Raw genomic sequence first — 16,731 nt, 5'->3', positions numbered from 1 at the left:
GCGTCTCCCGTTCTCGTGTCCGCGCGGTTCAGAGCCGCTTCGCCAGCCAGTCGGTCACGCGCTGCGGCATGGTGCGCACGTGGGCCGGCGGCCGGCCCGACGGGAAGCCGACATGCCCGCCCTCGCGCGGCTGCCACAGCGTGACGTGCGCGCCGACATGGCCCTGCTCCGGCAGGCTGCGTGCCGGCACGAACGGGTCGTTGCGCGCGTTCAGCACCAGCGCCGGCACGCGGATCCGCGCCAGGTGCGGCTTGGCCGAGGCCCGCAGCCAGTAGTCGTCGACGTCCCGGAAGCCATGCAGCGGACCGGTGAAGAGGTTGTCGAACTCATAAAGATTGCGCACCCGGCGCATCCGTTCGCCGTCGAACAGGCCCGGATGCTGCGCCAGCTTGCTCATTGCCTTGGGGATCATCGTGCGCAGGAACATGCGCGTGTAGACCAGCCCGTTGAAGCCCTTGCCGATCGCATGGCCGGCGGCGGTGAGGTCCACCGGCGAGCAGATCGAGCAGACCGCCTTCACCGTCTTCCCGGCCTCCTCGCCGGCCTCCTGGGCCCAGCGCAGCAGCGCGTTGCCGCCCAGCGAGACCCCCGCCGCCACGATGGGCCCGCGATGCGAGGCGCGCAGCTGCTCGAGCATCCAGCCGATCTCCACGTAGTCGCCCGAGTGGTACGCGCGCGGCGCCAGGTTGAGCTCGCCCGAGCAGCCCCGGAAGTAGGGCATCGCGAAGGCCCAGCCGCGTTGCCGCGCGACCGCGGCGAAGGCCTGCACGTACTGGCTCTGGGCCGAGCCCTCCAGGCCGTGGAACAGCACCAGCAGCGGCCGCTCGGCGGCCTCGCCCGGCGCGGCGGTGGCGGGATCGACCAGATGCTCGACGTCGACGAAGTCGCCATCCGGCGTCTGCCAGCGCTCGCGGCGGAACCGCGGGGGCGGGCCCTCGAAGCGCCGCGCGAACAGCGCGGGCCAGATCGTCTGGGCATGGCCTCCGGGCAACCAGGGAGGCGCCTGGTACTGCATGAACGGACCTCTCAGTGCAGGGTGGTCGGCGCGCCCACGGACACGATCGACAGTTCCTGCTTCACGTCCTGCGACGTGCCCGGGCTCGCGTGGTGGGCCACCAGGCGCCAGCCCAGCGCCGTCTTCAGGTAGACATTGGTCGCGACTACCCAGGCGCTCTGCGTGCCGTCCTCGTCGGTGAACTCGACGCGTTCCAGCACCTGGTGGATCGCGGTCTCGCCGGCGACCAGCTTGCGCTGGCACTCCGGATGCACCGGCACCGAACCGCGGGCGAAGATCTCCTCGAAACTCGCCCGTATCGCCGCCGCGCCGACCACGCGCGGTCCGCCCGGGTGCACGCAGCAGACCTCGTCCTCGTCGCCCCAGACGGCCATCAGCCGTTCCAGGTCGCCGGCCTGCAGGGCCTCGTAGAACTGCGCTTCGGTGTCCTCCGGAGAGGCCAGCAACAGGGCGGTCTGAGGCTTGCGCACCATGGGTCGTTCCTTGTTCAGCGGGCCGCGGCGCCGGCGCTCAGTGGCCGGAGGGCAGGACCTCGCCGGCCTTGAGCCTGTACAGCGTGCCGCAGTAGGGGCAGGCGCCCTCGCCGGCGTGGCTCAGGTCGATGTAGACGCGCGGGTGGGTGCTCCACAGCGGCATCTTGGGGTTGGGGCAGAACACGACGCCGGGACCTTGCAGGTCCTGGGCGGTGACTTCGACGGTGGCCTTGGGCGTGGGGGTGTTGGCGCTCATGATCTTGTTCTTGAAGGCTTGCGGGAAAGCTGGCGGAAAGGCGGGCGGAAAGGCGGCTGGGAAGGCGGCTGGGAAGGCGGCCGGGCGTGGGCCGCTCAGACCGGCGTCAGCCAGTGGGCGTACTTGGGATTGCGGCCGCCCACGATGTCGAAGAAGGCCGACTGGATCTTCTCGGTGATCGGCCCGCGGCTGCCGATGCCGATCTCCAGGCGGTCGAGTTCGCGGATCGGCGTGACCTCGGCGGCGGTGCCGGTGAAGAAGGCCTCGTCGGCGATGTAGACCTCGTCGCGGGTGATGCGCTTCTCGACCAGCTTCAGGCCCAGGTCCTGGCAGATCGCGAAGATGGTGTTGCGGGTGATGCCGTTGAGCGCGCCCGCCGACAGGTCCGGCGTGTACACGACGCCGTTCTTGATGATGAAGAGGTTCTCGCCCGCGCCCTCGGAGACGAAGCCCGACGCGTCCAGCAGCAGCGCCTCGTCGTAGCCGTCCTCGGTGGCCTCCATGTTGGCCAGGATCGAGTTGGTGTAGTTGGACACCGTCTTGGCCTGCGTCATCGTGATGTTGACGTGGTGGCGCGTGTAGCTCGAGGTCTTGACGCGGATGCCGCGCTTGAGGCCTTCCTCGCCGAGGTAGGCGCCCCAGGCCCAGGCGGCGACCATCAGGTGGACCTTGTTGCCCTTGGGGCTGACGCCCAGCTTCTCGCTGCCGATCCAGGTCAGCGGACGCAGGTAGCAGCTGGCGAGCTGGTTCTCGCGCACGACGGCCTTCTGCGCCTCCTCGACCTGCTCGATCGAGAACGGCAGCTTCATGCGCAGGATCTTGGCGCTGTTGAACAGGCGCTCGGTGTGCTCGCGCAGCCGGAAGATGGCCGTGCCGGCGGGCGTCTGGTAGGCGCGCACGCCCTCGAAGGCGCCGCAGCCGTAGTGCAGCGTGTGGGTCAGGACGTGGATCTTGGCGTCGCGCCAGTCCACCAGCTCGCCGTCCATCCAGATCTTGCCGTCGCGATCGTCCAGAGACATGGGTCTTCCTTTGAGGCCTTGGCGGGTCGCGGAGGCGCCCCGTGCTGCAAAGTCGTGGATTTTATGCGGCCGGGGTGTCGGCGGGGGCGGGCGCCTGCGCCGCCTGGGCGCGGATCAGCGTCCACCCCGCGACCACGCCGCGCGCCATGACGACGTCGACCGCGTCGCCGCCGGCATCGGTCCAGCGGTAGGTGTCGGTGCCGACCTTGACGCCCAGCGAGCGGCACATGCGGATCAGGTCGATCAGCTTCATGCCCGGCTGCAGCTTGGACTGCAGCATCACCGCGCTGGCGACATGGCCCAGCGGCGCGTTCTGCGCGGTGCGCATCACGCGCATCAGCTGCGAGAACTGCAGCAGCAGGAAGAAGACGACGCAGGACAGGCCCAGGATCGCGCCCTTCCAGCCGAAGAAGAAGGTCCCGGCGGCGATGGCGGCGAGGGCGAGGACGATGCCGGCGAGGCGGTTCATGCGGGGGAACTCCGAAGGGGGAATGAAGAGGGAATGAAGGGGGATGGGATGGCGGGGCGGCCCGGCGCGGCGGGATTGGCGCTGCCCGAGGGAGCGATTGTCCTCACATCCCGCGCAGGATCTCGATGGCGTCCTCGATGCGCGCCACCGAATGGACCTTCAGGCCCTCGATGGGCTTCTTCGGCGCGTTGGCCTGCGGCACCACCGCCACGGAGAAGCCCAGCTTGGCCGCCTCCTTGAGCCGCTCCTGGCCGCGCGGCGCGGGCCGCACCTCACCGGCCAGGCCGACCTCGCCGAAAGCGATGAAGCCCTTGGGCAGCGGCTTGCCGCGCAGCGAGCTCTGGATCGCCAGCAGCACCGCCAGGTCGGCGGCCGGCTCGCTGATGCGCACGCCGCCGACGGCGTTGACGAACACGTCCTGGTCCATCGTCGCGACGCCGGCATGGCGGTGCAGCACGGCCAGCAGCATCGCCAGGCGGTCGCGCTCCAGGCCGACCGAGAGCCGGCGCGGGCTGGGCCCGCCGCCGTCGACCAGCGCCTGCAGCTCCACCAGCAGCGGGCGCGTGCCCTCCAGCGTCACCAGCACGCAGGAGCCGGGCACCGGCTCGCCGTGCGTGGACAGGAAGATCGCGCTCGGGTTGGTGACGCCCTTCAGGCCCTTCTCGGTCATCGCGAAGACGCCGATCTCGTTGACCGCGCCGAAGCGGTTCTTGATCGCGCGCACCAGGCGGTAGCTGCTGTGGGTGTCGCCCTCGAAGTACAGGACCGTGTCGACGATGTGCTCCAGCACGCGCGGGCCGGCCAGCGCGCCTTCCTTGGTCACGTGGCCGACCAGCACCATCGCGCAGCCGCTGGCCTTGGCGGTGCGGGTCAGCTGCGCGGCGCATTCGCGCACCTGCGCGACCGAGCCGGGCGCCGAGGACAGCTGCTCGGAGTACAGCGTCTGGATCGAGTCGATGACGCAGAAGTCGGGCCGCTCGGTCTCCAGGGTGGCGAGGATCTTCTCCAGGCCGATCTCGGCGAGCACGCGCACCTGCGAGCCGTCCAGGCCCAGCCGGCGCGCGCGCATGGCGACCTGGGCGCCGGACTCCTCGCCGGTGACGTAGAGCACCTTCATCTGCCTGGACAGCGCCTCGATCGCCTGCAGCAGCAGCGTCGACTTGCCGATGCCCGGATCGCCGCCGATCAGCACCACGCCGCCGGTGACGATGCCGCCGCCCAGCACGCGGTCCAGTTCCTCGAGCGAGGTGGGCGTGCGGTCGAAGTCGCGGGCCTCGATCTCGGACAGCGTCGCCACGGGCTGGCTGCGGGCCAGCGCCTGGTAGCGGTTCTTGCCGCCGGTGGGCTCGGCGGCGGTCTCGACGAGCGTGTTCCAGGCGCCGCAGGAGGGGCAGCGGCCCAGCCACTTGGCGCTGGTGGCGCCGCATTCGGAGCAGACGTAATGGGATTTGGGAGCAGCCATGGGGCGGGATTGTCGCCGCCCGCGCTGTGGACAAGCCTGTTGAGAAGCCTGTGAATTCGCTGTGCGCCAGCTGTGAGGGAGCTGTGGCCCGTCAGTGGGAAACCGGTCCCCCGGCCTGGGGACGGGCTGTGGACAGGCTGGGGTCAGCCTGTGATCAAGCGGCCCGCGCCTGGGGGTAAGCCGCGGGCCGGGACCCTGCCCACAAGCCGGCGAAGGTGAGCGCGGCGTTCACCAGCAGCAGTTCCAGGCCTATCCGGTACCCGCCGAAGAGGGCGGCCTGATGGGTGTCGGCGATCCAGCACAGCGCGGGCGCGGCCAGCGCGACCCCGGGCAGCACGCCGGGGCGCAGCGCGCGCGAGGTCAGGATGCCGAAGGCGAACAGCCCCAGCAGCGGGCCATAGGTGTAGCCGGCGAGCTTGAGGATGAGGTTGACCATGCTCGGGTCGTCGAGCCAGCGGAAGCCCAGCGTCAGCAGCAGGAAGAGCGCGGCGTAGCCCAGGTGGACCGCCTTGCGGACGCGGCGCTGGCGCGCCTCGTCCCAGCGGCGCTCCTGCAGGCCGATCAGGTCTATGCAGGTACTGGAGGTCAGCGCGGTGATGGCGCCGTCGGCGCTGGGGAAGAGCGCCGAGATCAGCGCCACGACGAAGATCAGCTGCACCCAGGCGGGGAGGTGATCCATCACGACGGCGGGGAAGAGCCGGTCGCCCTGCGCGGCGATGCCGTGCTGGCGGGCATACATCGTCAGCAGGCCGCCCAGGAACAGGAACAGCAGCACGACGGCGGTCATGATGGCGGCCATCACCATCATGTTCTTCTGGGCGTCGGCCAGGCGCCGGACCGAGATGTTCTTCTGCATCATCTCCTGGTCCAGGCCGGTCATCGCGACGGCGATCGCGGCGCCGGCGAGCAGCTGCTTGGCCCAGTGGGACGCGCTCATCGGGTCGGTGACGAAGACCTCGGCCAGGCCGGCCGCGCGCATCGCCTGCCAGCCGCCGGCCAGGTCCAGGCCCAGCGCGTGGAGCAGGAAGGCCACGCAGATCAGCAGGCCGCCGAGCATGCCGGTGGTCTGCAGGGTGTCGGTCCAGACGATGGTCTTGACGCCCCCCTCCAGGGTGTAGAGCAGGATCATCGTCAGCACGAGGCAGGCGCTGAGCCAGAAGGGCATGCCGAACTGCGCCAGCACCAGGTCCTGCAGGATGCGCACGACCAGGTAGAGGCGGGCCGTGGCGCCGAGGGTGCGCGACAGGATGAAGAAGCCCGCGCCGGTGCGGTGCGCGGCCAGGCCCAGGCGCGAGCCGAGGTAGCGGTAGATCGAGCTGAGCTGGAGCCGGTAGTACAGCGGCAGCAGCACGAAGGCGACGACCGCGTAGCCGGCGAACTGGCCCAGCATGATCTGGAAGTAGCTGAACGCGCCGGCGCCGACCGAGCCCGGCACGCTGATGAAGGTCACTCCGGAGAGCGAGGTGCCGATCATCCCGAAGGCCACCAGGCCCCAGTGGCTGTTGCGGTTGCCGATGAAGAAGCTGTCGTTGTCGGCGCGGCGCGAGGTCCGCCAGGCCACCGCGAGCAGCAGCGAGAAATAGGCGGCGACGACGGCGAGCAGGACGGTGGCGGACATGGCGCGCGATTATTGAAGCGCCGCCGGGGCGGCCGCATTCCGAATGCGGCGCAGGACATAACCGCGTTAACCCTGACCTTCGACGGCGCCGGGGCGGCGTGCTACAAACCCGGCTCCTTCAAGGAGTCGATCATGGAGTTGTCAGTCTGGCTGGGGTTCTTCGCGGCCTCCTGGGCCATCAGCCTGTCCCCGGGCGCGGGCGCCATCGCGGCGATGAGCGCCGGACTGAATCACGGCTTCAAGCGCGGCTACTTCATGACGATCGGGCTGATCCTGGGCATCCTGACCCAGATCCTGTTCGTGGGCGCCGGCCTGGGCGCGCTGATCGCGGCGTCGGAGCGGGCGTTCGCGGTGGTCAAGTGGGCGGGCGTGGCCTACCTGGTGTACCTGGGCATCCAGCAGTGGCGCTCGCCGGCCAAGCCGCTGGTGGCGGAGCAGGCCGAGGGCAAGCAGATCTCGCGCCGCGACCTGGTGCTGCGCGGCTGGGGCATCAACGCGGTCAACCCCAAGGGCACCGTGTTCCTGCTGGCGGTGGTGCCGCAGTTCCTCAACCTGCATGAGAGCCTGACGCCGCAGTACGCGGTGATCGGCGCGACGCTGGCCTTCACCGACGCGGTCGTCATGGCCGGCTACACGGTGCTGGCGGCGCGCGTGCTGCGGGCGCTGCGCTCGGAGGCTCACCTGAAGGCGATGAACCGGGTGTTCGGCTCGCTGTTCGTCGCGGCCGGCGCGCTGCTGGCGACCTTCAAGAAGGCCGCCTGAGCGCGGCGGATCCCCCTTCTCATCCGGCAGGCCGCCCGCGAGGCGGCCTGTTTGTTTTCTCCGGTCCCTGCGTGCCTCGAGGCCGCGGTGACCGATACAGAGTTCCTGCGCATGCCCACGCTTTCCGACCGCTGGCTGTTCCTGGGTCCGACCCTGATCTGGGCCAGCACCTGGCACGTGATCCTGTACCAGCTGGCCTCCGGCGTGCCGGTGCTGAATTCGGTGGGCTGGCGTTTCGGGCTGGCGGCGCTGATGCTGGCGGCGTTCGCGCGCTGGCAGAAGCTGTCGCTGAGGCTGCCGCTGCCGGCCCATGGCCTGATGCTCGCGGCGGGCATCGTCCAGTACAGCGGCAACTACTTCGCGGTCTACGAGGCCGAGCGCCACATCCCGAGCGGCCTGGTGGCGGTGCTGTTCTGCCTGATGGTGTTCGGCAATGCGCTGTCGGGGCGGATCTTCTTCGCGCAGCGCGTGACGGGCCGTTTCCTGGCGGCGTCGGTGGGCGCGGTGGCGGGCGTGGTGATGATCTTCTGGCCGGAGATCGCCTCGACGGGCGCGCGTCCGACGGCGGGCTATGGCCTGGCGATCGGCTTGGCGGCGGTGCTGGCGGCCTGCATCGGCAATGTGCTGACGCTGACGCTCACGCGCCGGGGACTGCCGCTGGTGCCGGTGCTGGCGTGGAGCATGGGGTACGGGGCGCTGTTCCTGCTGTCGGCGTCGCTGGCGACGGGGCAGGGCCTGAACTTCGCGTGGACGCCGCCGTACGTGCTGAGCCTGCTGTACCTGGCGGTGCTGGGCTCGGTGGTGGCGTTCGTCCTGTACTTCAAGCTGGCGCAGCGCCAGGGAACGGCCCGCGCGGCGCTGACCGGCGTGGTGATCCCGGTGATCGCGCTGGGCATCTCGGCGATCTTCGAAGGCTGGCGGCCGACGGCCCTGGCCCTCGCCGGCATGGTGCTGTGCCTGGGCAGCATCTACGCGGCGACGCGGCCGCAGCGCTGATCGGGCCGCCCGCGCCCTGGCGCCCGCCTACTTCCTCCAGCCGATCTCCGCCGCCGTGCGCGGACCGATGACCGTCTCCCCCAGCCCCGCCGGGATCCGGAGCGCGCCATCCTGGACCGGAATCCGGCCCGCCATCAGCTCGGCCGCCGCCTGCGGATGGCGCGGCTCGCGGTCCGGCTCGGCATAGCCGTCGGGAAACACCGGCGCCAGCGTCGCCGGGTCGTACTTGTCCGTGGCGCCGAAGGTGTGCAGCGTCTCGTGCGCGATCACCACCTCGTTCTGCGCCTGCTGAGCCCGGGACGCGAACAGGTGCACCATCCCCAGCCGGCCCTTCTCCAGCCCGATCGAGTGCGGCAGCGCGCCGGCGAAGTCGGGCGGGTGGTAGATCAGGAAGAGCTTCACGTCCGGCACCGGCGAGCTCGGCGGCGTCTCGCGCCAGGCCCACCAGCGCATCCGCAGGCTCCACGAGACCGCCGCCAGCGGCCCGCCGTCGCGCGGCGCCGGCGGCGGAGCCGCCAGCACCCGCCGGCCCAGCACGATGCGGATCGGCTCCCGCAGCGGCAGCCCGTAGCGCCGCGCCTGTTCCTGGAAGTAGGGCGCCAGGCGCGCGAAGGCCGCGTCGTCCAGGCGCTCGAGATAGACCGCGGTCGCGGCATCGCCGGCCGCGTTGATCGGATACAGCGTCACCACCTGCGGCCGCTTCCACGATTGCGCCTGCCAGCGGCCCAGCAGCGTCGTGCCCGCCACCGTGATCAGGATGGCCAGCAGCACCAGGATGCGGATCGCCTTGAACATGTCCTCTTCCTCACTCGGCGCGGACCTTGCCGCGTCCCGCCTTGATGTCGCCGCGCTGGGCCTTGGCCTCCAGCCGGCGCTTTTGCGAGGCGCGCGTCGGCTTGGTCGCGCGGCGCGCCTTCGGCGTGTGCGCCACGCTCTGCGCCAGCGCGATCAGCCGCGCGATCGCGTCCGCCCGGTTCTGCTCCTGGCTGCGCGACTCCTGCGCCTTGATCACGATGACGCCCTCGGCCGTGATGCGCTGGTCGGAGAGCGCGAGCAGCCGTTCCTTGATCACCGCCGGCAGCGTCGAGCGCCGGATGTCCAAGCGCAGGTGCACCGCGCTGCTGACCTTGTTGACGTTCTGCCCGCCCGGGCCGCTGGCGCGGATCGCGGTGATCTCGAGCTCCCAGTCGGCCGGCGCCCAGTCCAGCTGCATGCCGCCGCCGCTCGCCGCCGGCCGGGCCTCAGCCCAGGGTCTCGACGTGCACCGGCACCCGCCGGGCCAGCGCGCACATCAGCTCGTAGCCGATCGTGCCGGCGGGCCTGGCCACCTCGTCGATCGGCAGCACCGCGCCGTGCGGCCCCTGGCCCCACAGCGTGACCTCGCTGCCGACGCCCTCGGCGGGCAGGCCGGTCAGGTCCACCGCGAGCATGTCCATCGACACGCGCCCGACCGTCGAGCTCCGCTGCCCGCCGACCAGCACCGGCGTGCCGTGCGGCGCATGGCGGGGATAGCCGTCGGCGTAGCCGCAGGCCACCGTGCCGATGCGCATCGGGCCCGGCGCGACGAAGCTGCTGCCGTAGCCCACGCTGTCCCCGGCCTGCAGGTGCTGCACCGCCAGCACCTTGGCGCGCAGCGTCATCGTCGGCTTCAGATCCCAGTGGGCGATGTCGTGCTCGGGGAAATCCGGCGAACTGCCGTAGGTCATGATCCCCGACCGCACCCAGTCGGCGCGCACCGCCGGGTCCTGGCTGTGGCGCAGGATCGCGGCGCTGTTGCTCAGCGTGCGCGCGCCCGGCAGGTCGGCGGTCGCTTCCTTGAAGACGGCCGTCTGGTGCGCGATGCCGCGCGGGCCGTCGGCATCGGAGAAATGCGTCATCAGCGAGATCTCGTCCACCTGCGGCAGCGCGTTCAGGCGGGTCCAGGCGCCGCGGAAGGCGCTCGGCGTGAAGCCCAGCCGGTTCATGCCGCTGTTGAGCTTCAGGAACACGCGATGCGGCTCGTGGGTCTTGTGCATCGCCAGCCAGTCGATCTGCTGCTCGTGGTGCACCGAGTGCCAGAGCTTGAGCCGCGAGCACAGCTCCAGGTCGCGCGGCTCGAAGCAGCCCTCCAGCAGCAGGATCGGGCCGCGCCAGCCGAGGTCGCGCACGCGCTGGGCCTCGTCCAGGTCCAGCATCGCGAAGCCGTCGGCGCTGCGCAGCGCGTCGAACGCGCGCTCGATGCCGTGCCCGTAGGCGTTGGCCTTGACCACGGCGAACACCTGCGCGTCGGGCGCCAGGTCGCGGGCGCGGGCGATGTTGTGAGCCAGCGCGGGCTGGTGGATGAGGGCTTCGATCGGGCGTGGCATGGGCGGCATTGTGCCGCGCCGTGACCCGGGCGCCGCCCCCGCCTGGCGCGACGGGGCGCTGTCCCGTCAAGCTCTGTTACGAAAACGCCCCCGTGCTATAAACCCGCCGCAGCGCTGCCTTCCCCATCCCGTGGACCCAGCGTGATCACCGCAGTTCCAGGTATGCCGGGTCGATGAAAAAAGGCTTTTACACCATCATGTCAGCGCAGTTCTTCAGCTCGCTGGCTGATAACGCGCTGTTCGTCGCCGCCGTGGAATTGCTCCGCACGAGCGGGGCCGCCGAGTGGCAGCGCGCCGCGCTGGTGCCGATGTTCGCGCTGTTCTACGTCGTGCTCGCGCCCTTCGTCGGCGCCTTCGCCGACGCGGTGCCCAAGGGCAAGGTCATGTTCATCTCCAACACCATCAAGGTGCTGGGCTGCCTGAGCATGCTGGTGGGCGTCCATCCGCTGATCGCGTACGCGATCGTGGGCCTGGGCGCCGCCGCCTATTCGCCGGCCAAGTACGGCATCCTCACCGAGCTCCTGCCGCCGTCGCAGCTGGTCAAGGCCAACGGCTGGATCGAGGGCCTGACCATCGCCTCCATCATCCTGGGCGCCGTCTTCGGCGGTCAGCTGATCGGGGAGAAGGCGTCGGCGGTGCTGCTGGCGATCGACATCCCCTTCATCGACACCGGCATCGACACGCCGCCGGAAGCGGCGATCGCGTTCATGGTGGTGCTGTACTTCATCGCGGCGCTCTTCAACCTGCGGATCCCGCGTACCGACTCGCCGCTGCAGCCGATCTCGCACAACGCGACCGACCTGGTGCGCGAGTTCGCCGCCTGCAATTCGCGGCTGTGGCAGGACAAGCTGGGACAGATCTCGCTGGGCATGACGACGCTGTTCTGGGGCGTGTCGGGCAACATGCGCTACATCGTGTTCGCATGGGCCGCGGCGGCGCTGGGCTATGGCACGACGCAGGCCTCGGCGCTGGCCGGGGTGGTGGCGATCGGCACGGCGGTGGGGGCCGTGGTGGCCTCGGCCGTGGTGCGGCTGGACAAGGCCACCAGCGTCATTCCGCTGGGCATCGGCATGGGACTGCTGATGCTGGTGCTGAACTTCATCGACAACCTGTGGATGGCGATCCCGTTCCTGGTCGTGCTGGGCGGGATCGGCGGCTACCTGGTGGTGCCGATGAACGCGCTGCTGCAGCACCGCGGGCACAACCTGATGGGCGCCGGCCGTTCGATCGCGGTGCAGAACTTCAACGAGCAGGCCTGCATCCTGGGGCTGGGGGCGCTGTACACGATGCTGACGCGCTTCGGCACCTCGGCCTTCGGCTCGATCACGATCTTCGGGCTGCTGGTCGCCGGGATCATGTGGGTGGTGGGCCGCTGGCACCAGCACAACAAGCGCGAGCACACCGAGGAACTCGATCGCCTGCTCGCGATCGCGCGCAGCGACAAGCACTGACGGGCGACGGCCGCAGGCCGCAGGCCGCAGGCCTTCTCCACCCCTCCCGAGGTCCCCCAACAACTCCCGAAGAACTCCCTCGCCCCGCTTGCGGGGAGAGGGCAGGGGAGAGGGGGCGTCGCAGTACGCGGGGGCAGGTACTTTGAAGACCCCTCTCCCCCGCCCTCTCCCCCTCACGGGGGCGAGGGAGTCAGGCAACGACGCTGTCGCCGGTATTACCCCCTCTCCCGCGAAGTGGGAGAGGGAGGGGTGAGGGCCAGCGGCGGTGGAAGGACGCGGTCAGCGCCGCGCGCGTCCCTTGCCCGAGGGCGGCGTCTCGGCGGCCAGGCCGCCGGTCGTGAGGACCTGCTCGATGTGCTCGGACCACGCGCGCCCGATCTTCAGGCAGCCGCTGTGGTTGAGGTGGATCTCGTTGTGCCAGTCGCCGCTGATGCCGCTGGCGCCGGGCGCCGCCGCGGCCAGCGGCACGGCGGTCGAGTCGAACACGAACAGCCCCGGGAACTGCGCCTTGTCCGCCATCAGCGACTTCAGCAGCTGGGCCAGGTGCATGACCATCAGCCGGCTCACCGCGGCCCAGTCGGCGGCCGGAATGGCGTAGGCCTTCAAGGCCGGATACAGCCACGGCCCGTGGCCCGCGTCCTCGGCGCCGGCGGGGCGCGGCATCGGCACCGCATAGCAGTGCATGAACACCGGCTTGCCGGCCGAGGGCCCCTGATCGCGCAGCGTCAGCAGATGGCGCAGGTTGGCCTTCAGGTACTCCGCGTAGGTGGCCCAGCCCGGCTCCGAGAAATAGCGCCCGACGCCCGCGGACGGCGCGCCCCATTCGGTCTGCCGGCGCAGCAGGCGCAGGTGCAGCGGCACTTCCTCGCCATCGAGCTGGGTCGGCGTCTGGGCGGCCTTGATCAGGTCGTTGCCGCCCACGGACAGCAGGATCCCGTCCCACACCGGCGCGTCCGGCGCGGTGAGCAGGTGCACGAACTCGGGGGCGGATTCCAGCTCGACCACCTTGGACAGGCTTTCGCGCTGCCCGGCGCAGTTGACGGCGGCGGCGGGCTTGGACAGCACCAGTTCCTGGAGCAGGTTCGCATGCGCGCTGAGCTTGGCCTGGGCGGTCGAGAACCAGGAGTCCCCCTGGGCCAACAGGCGCCAGTGATAGCTCTGCAGATCGGGCCCGGTGGGGGACTGCAGATCTTCGGGGGCGAAACAGGCCAGGTGATCCAAGAGAAGCTCTCCCTAGTTTGGTGGACGGGTCACACGCGACAGGGTAGGCCGCGTGCATGACAGGCGCACGGCGCCCCGATTGGAGGACAGGGTCAGTCCTTGCGCCATGCTACAAACCCTGGGCATTGTTGGCCGGTCCGACGCCCGGCTCCAAGCGCCGTCCCCGCGACTGTTGCGCCAGCCCCACCGCCTGTCCCTTCCCGCTGTCCCCCCTCTCTGTCCACCGTCTTCGAATGCCGATCCTCGCCCTGATGCTCAACGCCACCATCTGGGGGCTGTCCTGGTGGCCGTTCCGCCAATTCGAGGGGGCCGGCATGCACCCCCTCTGGACCACGGTGATCATGTACGCGCTGTCCTGGCTCGTGGTGATGGCCAGCCAGCGCGGCGCGGCGTCCGAGTGGCTGCGCTCCCCCGGCCTGTGGGCGGTGACGCTGGCCGCCGGCATGACCAATACCGCCTTCAACTGGGGCGTGTCCACCGGCGACGTGGTCCGGGTGGTGCTGCTCTTCTATCTCATGCCGCTGTGGGCGGTGCTGCTGGCGCGGCTGATCCTGGGCGAGCCGCTGACCGCGATGGCCGGAATGCGGATCGCCCTGGCGCTGGGCGGCGCGCTGGCCGTGCTGGCGCCCGCCGGCGGCGGCTGGCCGCTGCCGTCGAGCCTGCCCGACGTGCTGGGCCTGGCCGGCGGCCTGACCTTCGCGTTCAACAACGTGATGCTGCGCCGCGAGGCCGCCCGCAGCCCCGGGGCGCGGGCGCTGGCGATGTTCAGCGGCGGCGTGCTGGTGGCCAGCCTGTCGGCCACGGCCATGGCCGGCGGCGGCCTGGCCCCCTGGCCGTCGCTGCCCGGCGCGCTGTGGCTGCTGCCGCTGGCGGGCATGGCGCTGCTGTTCTTCGTCTCCAACCTGTCGCTGCAATACGGGGCGGCGCGGCTGCCGGCCAACGTGACGGCGGTGGTGATGCTGACCGAGGTGCCGGTGGCCGCCATCTCCGCGTTGCTGCTGGGTGGCGGGGCCCTGGACGGCAAGACCGCGGCCGGCGGCGCGGCCATCCTGGCCGCGGCGATGCTCGCGGCCCTGGAACGCCGCCGCGCCTGACGCTGCCCGCCGCGCTAGGATGCACCCGGTCCGGCCACGATGCCGCCCCCCACCCCGAGGAGGTCCCCCATGAGCGCCAATGGCAAGACTGCCTTCGATTTCGACGCGGTCAGCATCGCCGGCGAGCCGATCGCGCTGTCCCAGTACCGTGGCCGCGTGCTGCTGATCGTCAACACCGCCAGCGAGTGCGGCTTCACGCCGCAGTTCAAGGGGCTGGAGGAGCTGTGGCGCGACTACCAGGCGCGCGGGCTGGTGATCGTCGGCTTCCCGAGCAACGAATTCGGCGGCCAGGACCCCGGCAGCAACGACGAGATCGCCTCGTTCTGCCAGCTCAACTACGGCGTCAGCTTCCCGATGATGGGCAAGATCAAGGTCAACGGCGGCGAGGCGCATCCGCTGTGGCAGTGGCTCAAGGGGGAAAAGCCCGGGATCCTGGGCACGCAGGTGATCAAGTGGAACTTCACCAAGTTCCTGGTCGGCCGCGACGGGCAGGTGCTCAAGCGCTTCGCGCCGAACGACTCGCCGGAATCGATCCGCGGCGAGATCGAGGCCGCCCTGGCTCCCTGATTCAAGACGTCGGCGCCGCTGACCGGCGCGTCAGCGTGACGCCGCCGCGGCCGGCCCGCCCGGCACGACCTGGAGCTCGTTGAAGACCGCCTCGACATCGTCGAGCTGCTTCACCAGCGCTTCCAGCGCCGCCGCATCCTCGGCGCTGCGCACGCAGCCCTGCAGCCAGATCCAGCGCCGCTGGCCCAGCGCCCACACGCTGGTCGTCGCGTCGAAGCGGCCGTCGGCGGCGACGGCCTTGCGCACGCGCGGCATGATTTCCTGGTCGTAGAGATAGGCGTTGGGCAGGCGGCAGCGGCCGCTCTGGAAGCAGCTCGTGCCGCGCTCGATGCGGCCATGCGCCTGGGCCTTCGCCTCGGCGTCGGTCATCAGCGGCCCCGGCGGCGCGGGACACACCGAGGGCGGGATCGCGGAGGTCAACTGCTCGAAGGGGTCGCCGAAGACGTTGCGCCGCGCTTCGTCCGCGATGGCGGCGGCCGGCCAGAGCGCGGGCAGCGCGGCCATCGCACTTGTCAGGATGGCGAGGAGCGCCCTGCGTGCGGTGCCGCACGGGCGCGGGGCGATTGGCGGAGCATGGCGCATGGCGGCGAGCTTGCCGCATCGTCCTCACCGATTCAAGTCGCGGCGCTTCGTGGCTAGCATCGACGCCCATCAGAACGATGGAGATCCCGATGCCCGCTTCCCTTTCCCCGCTGCGCCGCGCCGCGCTCGCGCTGGCCGCGATGACGGCCCTCGGCGCCCAGGCGCAGACGCTGCCCGAGCTGCAGGCGCTCGCCGCCAGGGAGCAGCCCGCGCTGATGAAGACGCTGCAGCAGCTGGTGGAGATCGAGTCGGGGAGTTCCGACCGCCAGGGCCTGGATCGCATCGCCGGCGTGATCGCGCAGCGGCTGCGCGATCTGGGCGGCGAGGTGACGCTGATCGATCCGGACAAGACCATCGCGGCGCCGTCCTCGGACGCGGGCGACGGTCCGGCCAAGGTCGGCCAGATGGTCAAGGCGAGCTTCAAGGGCGGGTCGGCGGATGGCAAGCGGCTGCTGCTGATCGCGCACATGGACACCGTCTACCAGCGCGGCGGCCTGCAGCAGCAGCCATTCCGCGTCGATGGCAACCGCGCCTACGGCCTGGGCATCGCCGACGACAAGCAGGGCGTCGCGACCATCCTGCACGCGCTGGCGATGCTGAAGGCCACGGGCTTCAAGGACTTCGCCGGGATCACCGTGCTGATCAACGGCGACGAGGAGATCGGCTCGCCCGGGTCGCACGCGACCATCGCGCAACTGGGCGGCGAGCATGACGCGGTGCTGTCCTTCGAAGGCGGCGGCGGCCCCACCGGTCCGGACACGATGCGGCTGGCCACCAGCGGGATCGCGTCGGTGGACCTGAAGGTCAAGGGCCGCTCGTCGCACGCGGGCGCGGCGCCGGAGAAGGGCGTCAATGCGCTGGAGGAGATGTCCTTCCAGATCCTGCAGCTGCGCGACCTGTCCGATCCGAAGAACGGCAAGCAGCTGCACTGGACCATGGCCAAGGCGGGCTCGGTGCGCAACGCGATTCCGGCCGACGCGGTGGCCCAGGGCGATGCCCGCGCCGATCGCATGTCCGACTTCGACGGCATGGAGGCCGAGCTGCGCCAGCGCATCCAGAAGAAGCTGCTGCCCGAGTCCGAGGTGACGTTGAACTTCAACCGGGGCCGCCCGCCGCTGCAGGCGACCGAGGCCTCGCGCGCGCTGGGCGCCAAGGTCAAGGCGCTGGCCGGCGAGCAGAAGCTGGAGCTGACCGTGCGCGACCGTCCCACCGGCGGCGGCACCGATGCGGCCTACGCGGCGCAGTCGGGCAAGGCGCCGGTGCTCGAGGGCCTGGGCGTGCGCGGCTACGGCGCGCACAGCAGCGACAGCGAGTACGTGGTCGTCGACGCGATCGCGCCCAAGCTGGTGCTGGTCACGCGGCTGCTGATGGCGATCGGCAGCGGCAAGGCGCTCTGAGCCG

General features: G+C 70.7%; 18 protein-coding genes. 6 read left to right on the top strand and 12 right to left on the bottom strand.

Annotation, left to right across the window (positions count from 1 at the left end):
• Positions 1–28: 28 nt before the first annotated feature.
• From ACEN96_RS00985 to ACEN96_RS00955, 7 genes are all read right to left on the bottom strand, one after another.
• Positions 29–1,015, bottom strand: coding sequence for a YheT family hydrolase (locus ACEN96_RS00985; RefSeq protein ID WP_495586192.1), 987 nt, complete (start codon positions 1,013–1,015; stop codon positions 29–31).
• An 11-nt stretch (positions 1,016–1,026) separates the two neighbouring features.
• Complete coding sequence (locus ACEN96_RS00980; protein ID WP_343635559.1) at positions 1,027–1,488, bottom strand: YybH family protein; 462 nt, start codon at positions 1,486–1,488, stop codon at positions 1,027–1,029.
• A 37-nt stretch (positions 1,489–1,525) separates the two neighbouring features.
• Positions 1,526–1,744 carry a zinc-finger domain-containing protein gene (locus ACEN96_RS00975; protein ID WP_495586191.1) on the bottom strand — a complete coding sequence of 73 codons (219 nt, stop codon included), beginning with the start codon at positions 1,742–1,744 and terminating at the stop codon, positions 1,526–1,528.
• Positions 1,745–1,839: 95 nt separating this feature from the next.
• Positions 1,840–2,763 (bottom strand): branched-chain amino acid transaminase, encoded by a 924-nt coding sequence (locus tag ACEN96_RS00970; RefSeq protein WP_495586190.1) that lies wholly within the window; start codon positions 2,761–2,763, stop codon positions 1,840–1,842.
• 61 nt (positions 2,764–2,824) lie between these two features.
• Positions 2,825–3,232 carry a hypothetical protein gene (locus ACEN96_RS00965; protein ID WP_495586189.1) on the bottom strand — a complete coding sequence of 136 codons (408 nt, stop codon included), beginning with the start codon at positions 3,230–3,232 and terminating at the stop codon, positions 2,825–2,827.
• A gap of 103 nt (positions 3,233–3,335) precedes the next feature.
• Positions 3,336–4,694: a DNA repair protein RadA gene (radA, locus tag ACEN96_RS00960; protein ID WP_495586188.1), complete on the bottom strand. Its 1,359-nt coding sequence runs from the start codon at positions 4,692–4,694 to the stop codon at positions 3,336–3,338.
• Positions 4,695–4,848: 154 nt separating this feature from the next.
• The gene (locus ACEN96_RS00955; protein WP_495586187.1) at positions 4,849–6,312 is read right to left on the bottom strand and encodes a sodium:solute symporter; all 1,464 of its coding nucleotides are present in this window, start codon (positions 6,310–6,312) and stop codon (positions 4,849–4,851) included.
• A 132-nt stretch (positions 6,313–6,444) separates the two neighbouring features.
• On the opposite strand from ACEN96_RS00955, the gene ACEN96_RS00950 reads away from it, so the two are divergent.
• Together ACEN96_RS00950 and ACEN96_RS00945 are read left to right on the top strand one after the other, a co-directional pair.
• Positions 6,445–7,074 carry a LysE family transporter gene (locus ACEN96_RS00950; protein ID WP_495586186.1) on the top strand — a complete coding sequence of 210 codons (630 nt, stop codon included), beginning with the start codon at positions 6,445–6,447 and terminating at the stop codon, positions 7,072–7,074.
• 111 nt (positions 7,075–7,185) lie between these two features.
• Positions 7,186–8,070 carry a DMT family transporter gene (locus ACEN96_RS00945; protein WP_495586185.1) on the top strand — a complete coding sequence of 295 codons (885 nt, stop codon included), beginning with the start codon at positions 7,186–7,188 and terminating at the stop codon, positions 8,068–8,070.
• A gap of 27 nt (positions 8,071–8,097) precedes the next feature.
• Here ACEN96_RS00945 and ACEN96_RS00940 read toward each other — a convergent pair whose 3' ends face one another.
• The 3 genes from ACEN96_RS00940 to alr are packed head-to-tail and all read right to left on the bottom strand — an operon-like array spanning position 8,098 to position 10,415.
• Complete coding sequence (locus tag ACEN96_RS00940) at positions 8,098–8,865, bottom strand: hypothetical protein (RefSeq protein ID WP_495586184.1); 768 nt, start codon at positions 8,863–8,865, stop codon at positions 8,098–8,100.
• Between the two features lie 10 nt (positions 8,866–8,875).
• Positions 8,876–9,283 carry an alternative ribosome rescue aminoacyl-tRNA hydrolase ArfB gene (arfB, locus tag ACEN96_RS00935; RefSeq protein ID WP_495586183.1) on the bottom strand — a complete coding sequence of 136 codons (408 nt, stop codon included), beginning with the start codon at positions 9,281–9,283 and terminating at the stop codon, positions 8,876–8,878.
• A 28-nt stretch (positions 9,284–9,311) separates the two neighbouring features.
• Positions 9,312–10,415, bottom strand: a complete 1,104-nt coding sequence (gene alr, locus ACEN96_RS00930) for an alanine racemase (RefSeq protein WP_495586182.1) — start codon at positions 10,413–10,415, stop codon at positions 9,312–9,314.
• Positions 10,416–10,588: 173 nt separating this feature from the next.
• On the opposite strand from alr, the gene lplT reads away from it, so the two are divergent.
• Entirely contained in the window at positions 10,589–11,866 is a 1,278-nt protein-coding gene (gene lplT / locus ACEN96_RS00925) for a lysophospholipid transporter LplT (protein ID WP_495586181.1), read from the top strand.
• Positions 11,867–12,145: 279 nt separating this feature from the next.
• Here the strand turns inward: lplT and ACEN96_RS00920 are convergent, their stop codons facing one another.
• The gene (locus ACEN96_RS00920) at positions 12,146–13,087 is read right to left on the bottom strand and encodes a hypothetical protein (protein WP_495586180.1); all 942 of its coding nucleotides are present in this window, start codon (positions 13,085–13,087) and stop codon (positions 12,146–12,148) included.
• A gap of 233 nt (positions 13,088–13,320) precedes the next feature.
• Here ACEN96_RS00920 and ACEN96_RS00915 point away from each other — a divergent pair, with 233 nt between their 5' ends.
• The gene (locus tag ACEN96_RS00915) at positions 13,321–14,181 is read left to right on the top strand and encodes a DMT family transporter (protein WP_495586179.1); all 861 of its coding nucleotides are present in this window, start codon (positions 13,321–13,323) and stop codon (positions 14,179–14,181) included.
• 69 nt (positions 14,182–14,250) lie between these two features.
• Positions 14,251–14,748: a glutathione peroxidase gene (locus tag ACEN96_RS00910; protein ID WP_495586178.1), complete on the top strand. Its 498-nt coding sequence runs from the start codon at positions 14,251–14,253 to the stop codon at positions 14,746–14,748.
• A 30-nt stretch (positions 14,749–14,778) separates the two neighbouring features.
• Here ACEN96_RS00910 and ACEN96_RS00905 read toward each other — a convergent pair whose 3' ends face one another.
• Positions 14,779–15,252 (bottom strand): BON domain-containing protein, encoded by a 474-nt coding sequence (locus tag ACEN96_RS00905; protein ID WP_495586177.1) that lies wholly within the window; start codon positions 15,250–15,252, stop codon positions 14,779–14,781.
• Positions 15,253–15,419: 167 nt separating this feature from the next.
• Here ACEN96_RS00905 and ACEN96_RS00900 point away from each other — a divergent pair, with 167 nt between their 5' ends.
• Entirely contained in the window at positions 15,420–16,727 is a 1,308-nt protein-coding gene (locus tag ACEN96_RS00900; protein ID WP_495586176.1) for a glutamate carboxypeptidase, read from the top strand.
• The last annotated feature ends 4 nt before the right edge of the window (positions 16,728–16,731 follow it).

It is taken from the genome of Roseateles sp. Mitsp63 (assembly GCF_059491535.1).
Note: the sequence above shows the minus strand (reverse complement) of the source record. Positions and strands in the feature narration are given on the sequence as shown.

Coding starts and splice junctions, on each gene's coding strand:
- alr (WP_495586182.1), bottom strand. CDS start 10,415: ATGCCACGCCCGATCGAAGCCCTCATCCACCAGCCCGCGCTGGCTCAC.
- ACEN96_RS00905 (WP_495586177.1), bottom strand. CDS start 15,252: ATGGCCGCGCTGCCCGCGCTCTGGCCGGCCGCCGCCATCGCGGACGAA.
- ACEN96_RS00985 (WP_495586192.1), bottom strand. CDS start 1,015: ATGCAGTACCAGGCGCCTCCCTGGTTGCCCGGAGGCCATGCCCAGACG.
- ACEN96_RS00980 (WP_343635559.1), bottom strand. CDS start 1,488: ATGGTGCGCAAGCCTCAGACCGCCCTGTTGCTGGCCTCTCCGGAGGAC.
- ACEN96_RS00975 (WP_495586191.1), bottom strand. CDS start 1,744: ATGAGCGCCAACACCCCCACGCCCAAGGCCACCGTCGAAGTCACCGCC.
- ACEN96_RS00910 (WP_495586178.1), top strand. CDS start 14,251: ATGAGCGCCAATGGCAAGACTGCCTTCGATTTCGACGCGGTCAGCATC.
- ACEN96_RS00900 (WP_495586176.1), top strand. CDS start 15,420: ATGCCCGCTTCCCTTTCCCCGCTGCGCCGCGCCGCGCTCGCGCTGGCC.
- ACEN96_RS00955 (WP_495586187.1), bottom strand. CDS start 6,312: ATGTCCGCCACCGTCCTGCTCGCCGTCGTCGCCGCCTATTTCTCGCTG.
- ACEN96_RS00915 (WP_495586179.1), top strand. CDS start 13,321: ATGCCGATCCTCGCCCTGATGCTCAACGCCACCATCTGGGGGCTGTCC.
- arfB (WP_495586183.1), bottom strand. CDS start 9,283: ATGCAGCTGGACTGGGCGCCGGCCGACTGGGAGCTCGAGATCACCGCG.
- ACEN96_RS00970 (WP_495586190.1), bottom strand. CDS start 2,763: ATGTCTCTGGACGATCGCGACGGCAAGATCTGGATGGACGGCGAGCTG.
- ACEN96_RS00940 (WP_495586184.1), bottom strand. CDS start 8,865: ATGTTCAAGGCGATCCGCATCCTGGTGCTGCTGGCCATCCTGATCACG.
- ACEN96_RS00965 (WP_495586189.1), bottom strand. CDS start 3,232: ATGAACCGCCTCGCCGGCATCGTCCTCGCCCTCGCCGCCATCGCCGCC.
- ACEN96_RS00945 (WP_495586185.1), top strand. CDS start 7,186: ATGCCCACGCTTTCCGACCGCTGGCTGTTCCTGGGTCCGACCCTGATC.
- ACEN96_RS00950 (WP_495586186.1), top strand. CDS start 6,445: ATGGAGTTGTCAGTCTGGCTGGGGTTCTTCGCGGCCTCCTGGGCCATC.
- lplT (WP_495586181.1), top strand. CDS start 10,589: ATGAAAAAAGGCTTTTACACCATCATGTCAGCGCAGTTCTTCAGCTCG.
- radA (WP_495586188.1), bottom strand. CDS start 4,694: ATGGCTGCTCCCAAATCCCATTACGTCTGCTCCGAATGCGGCGCCACC.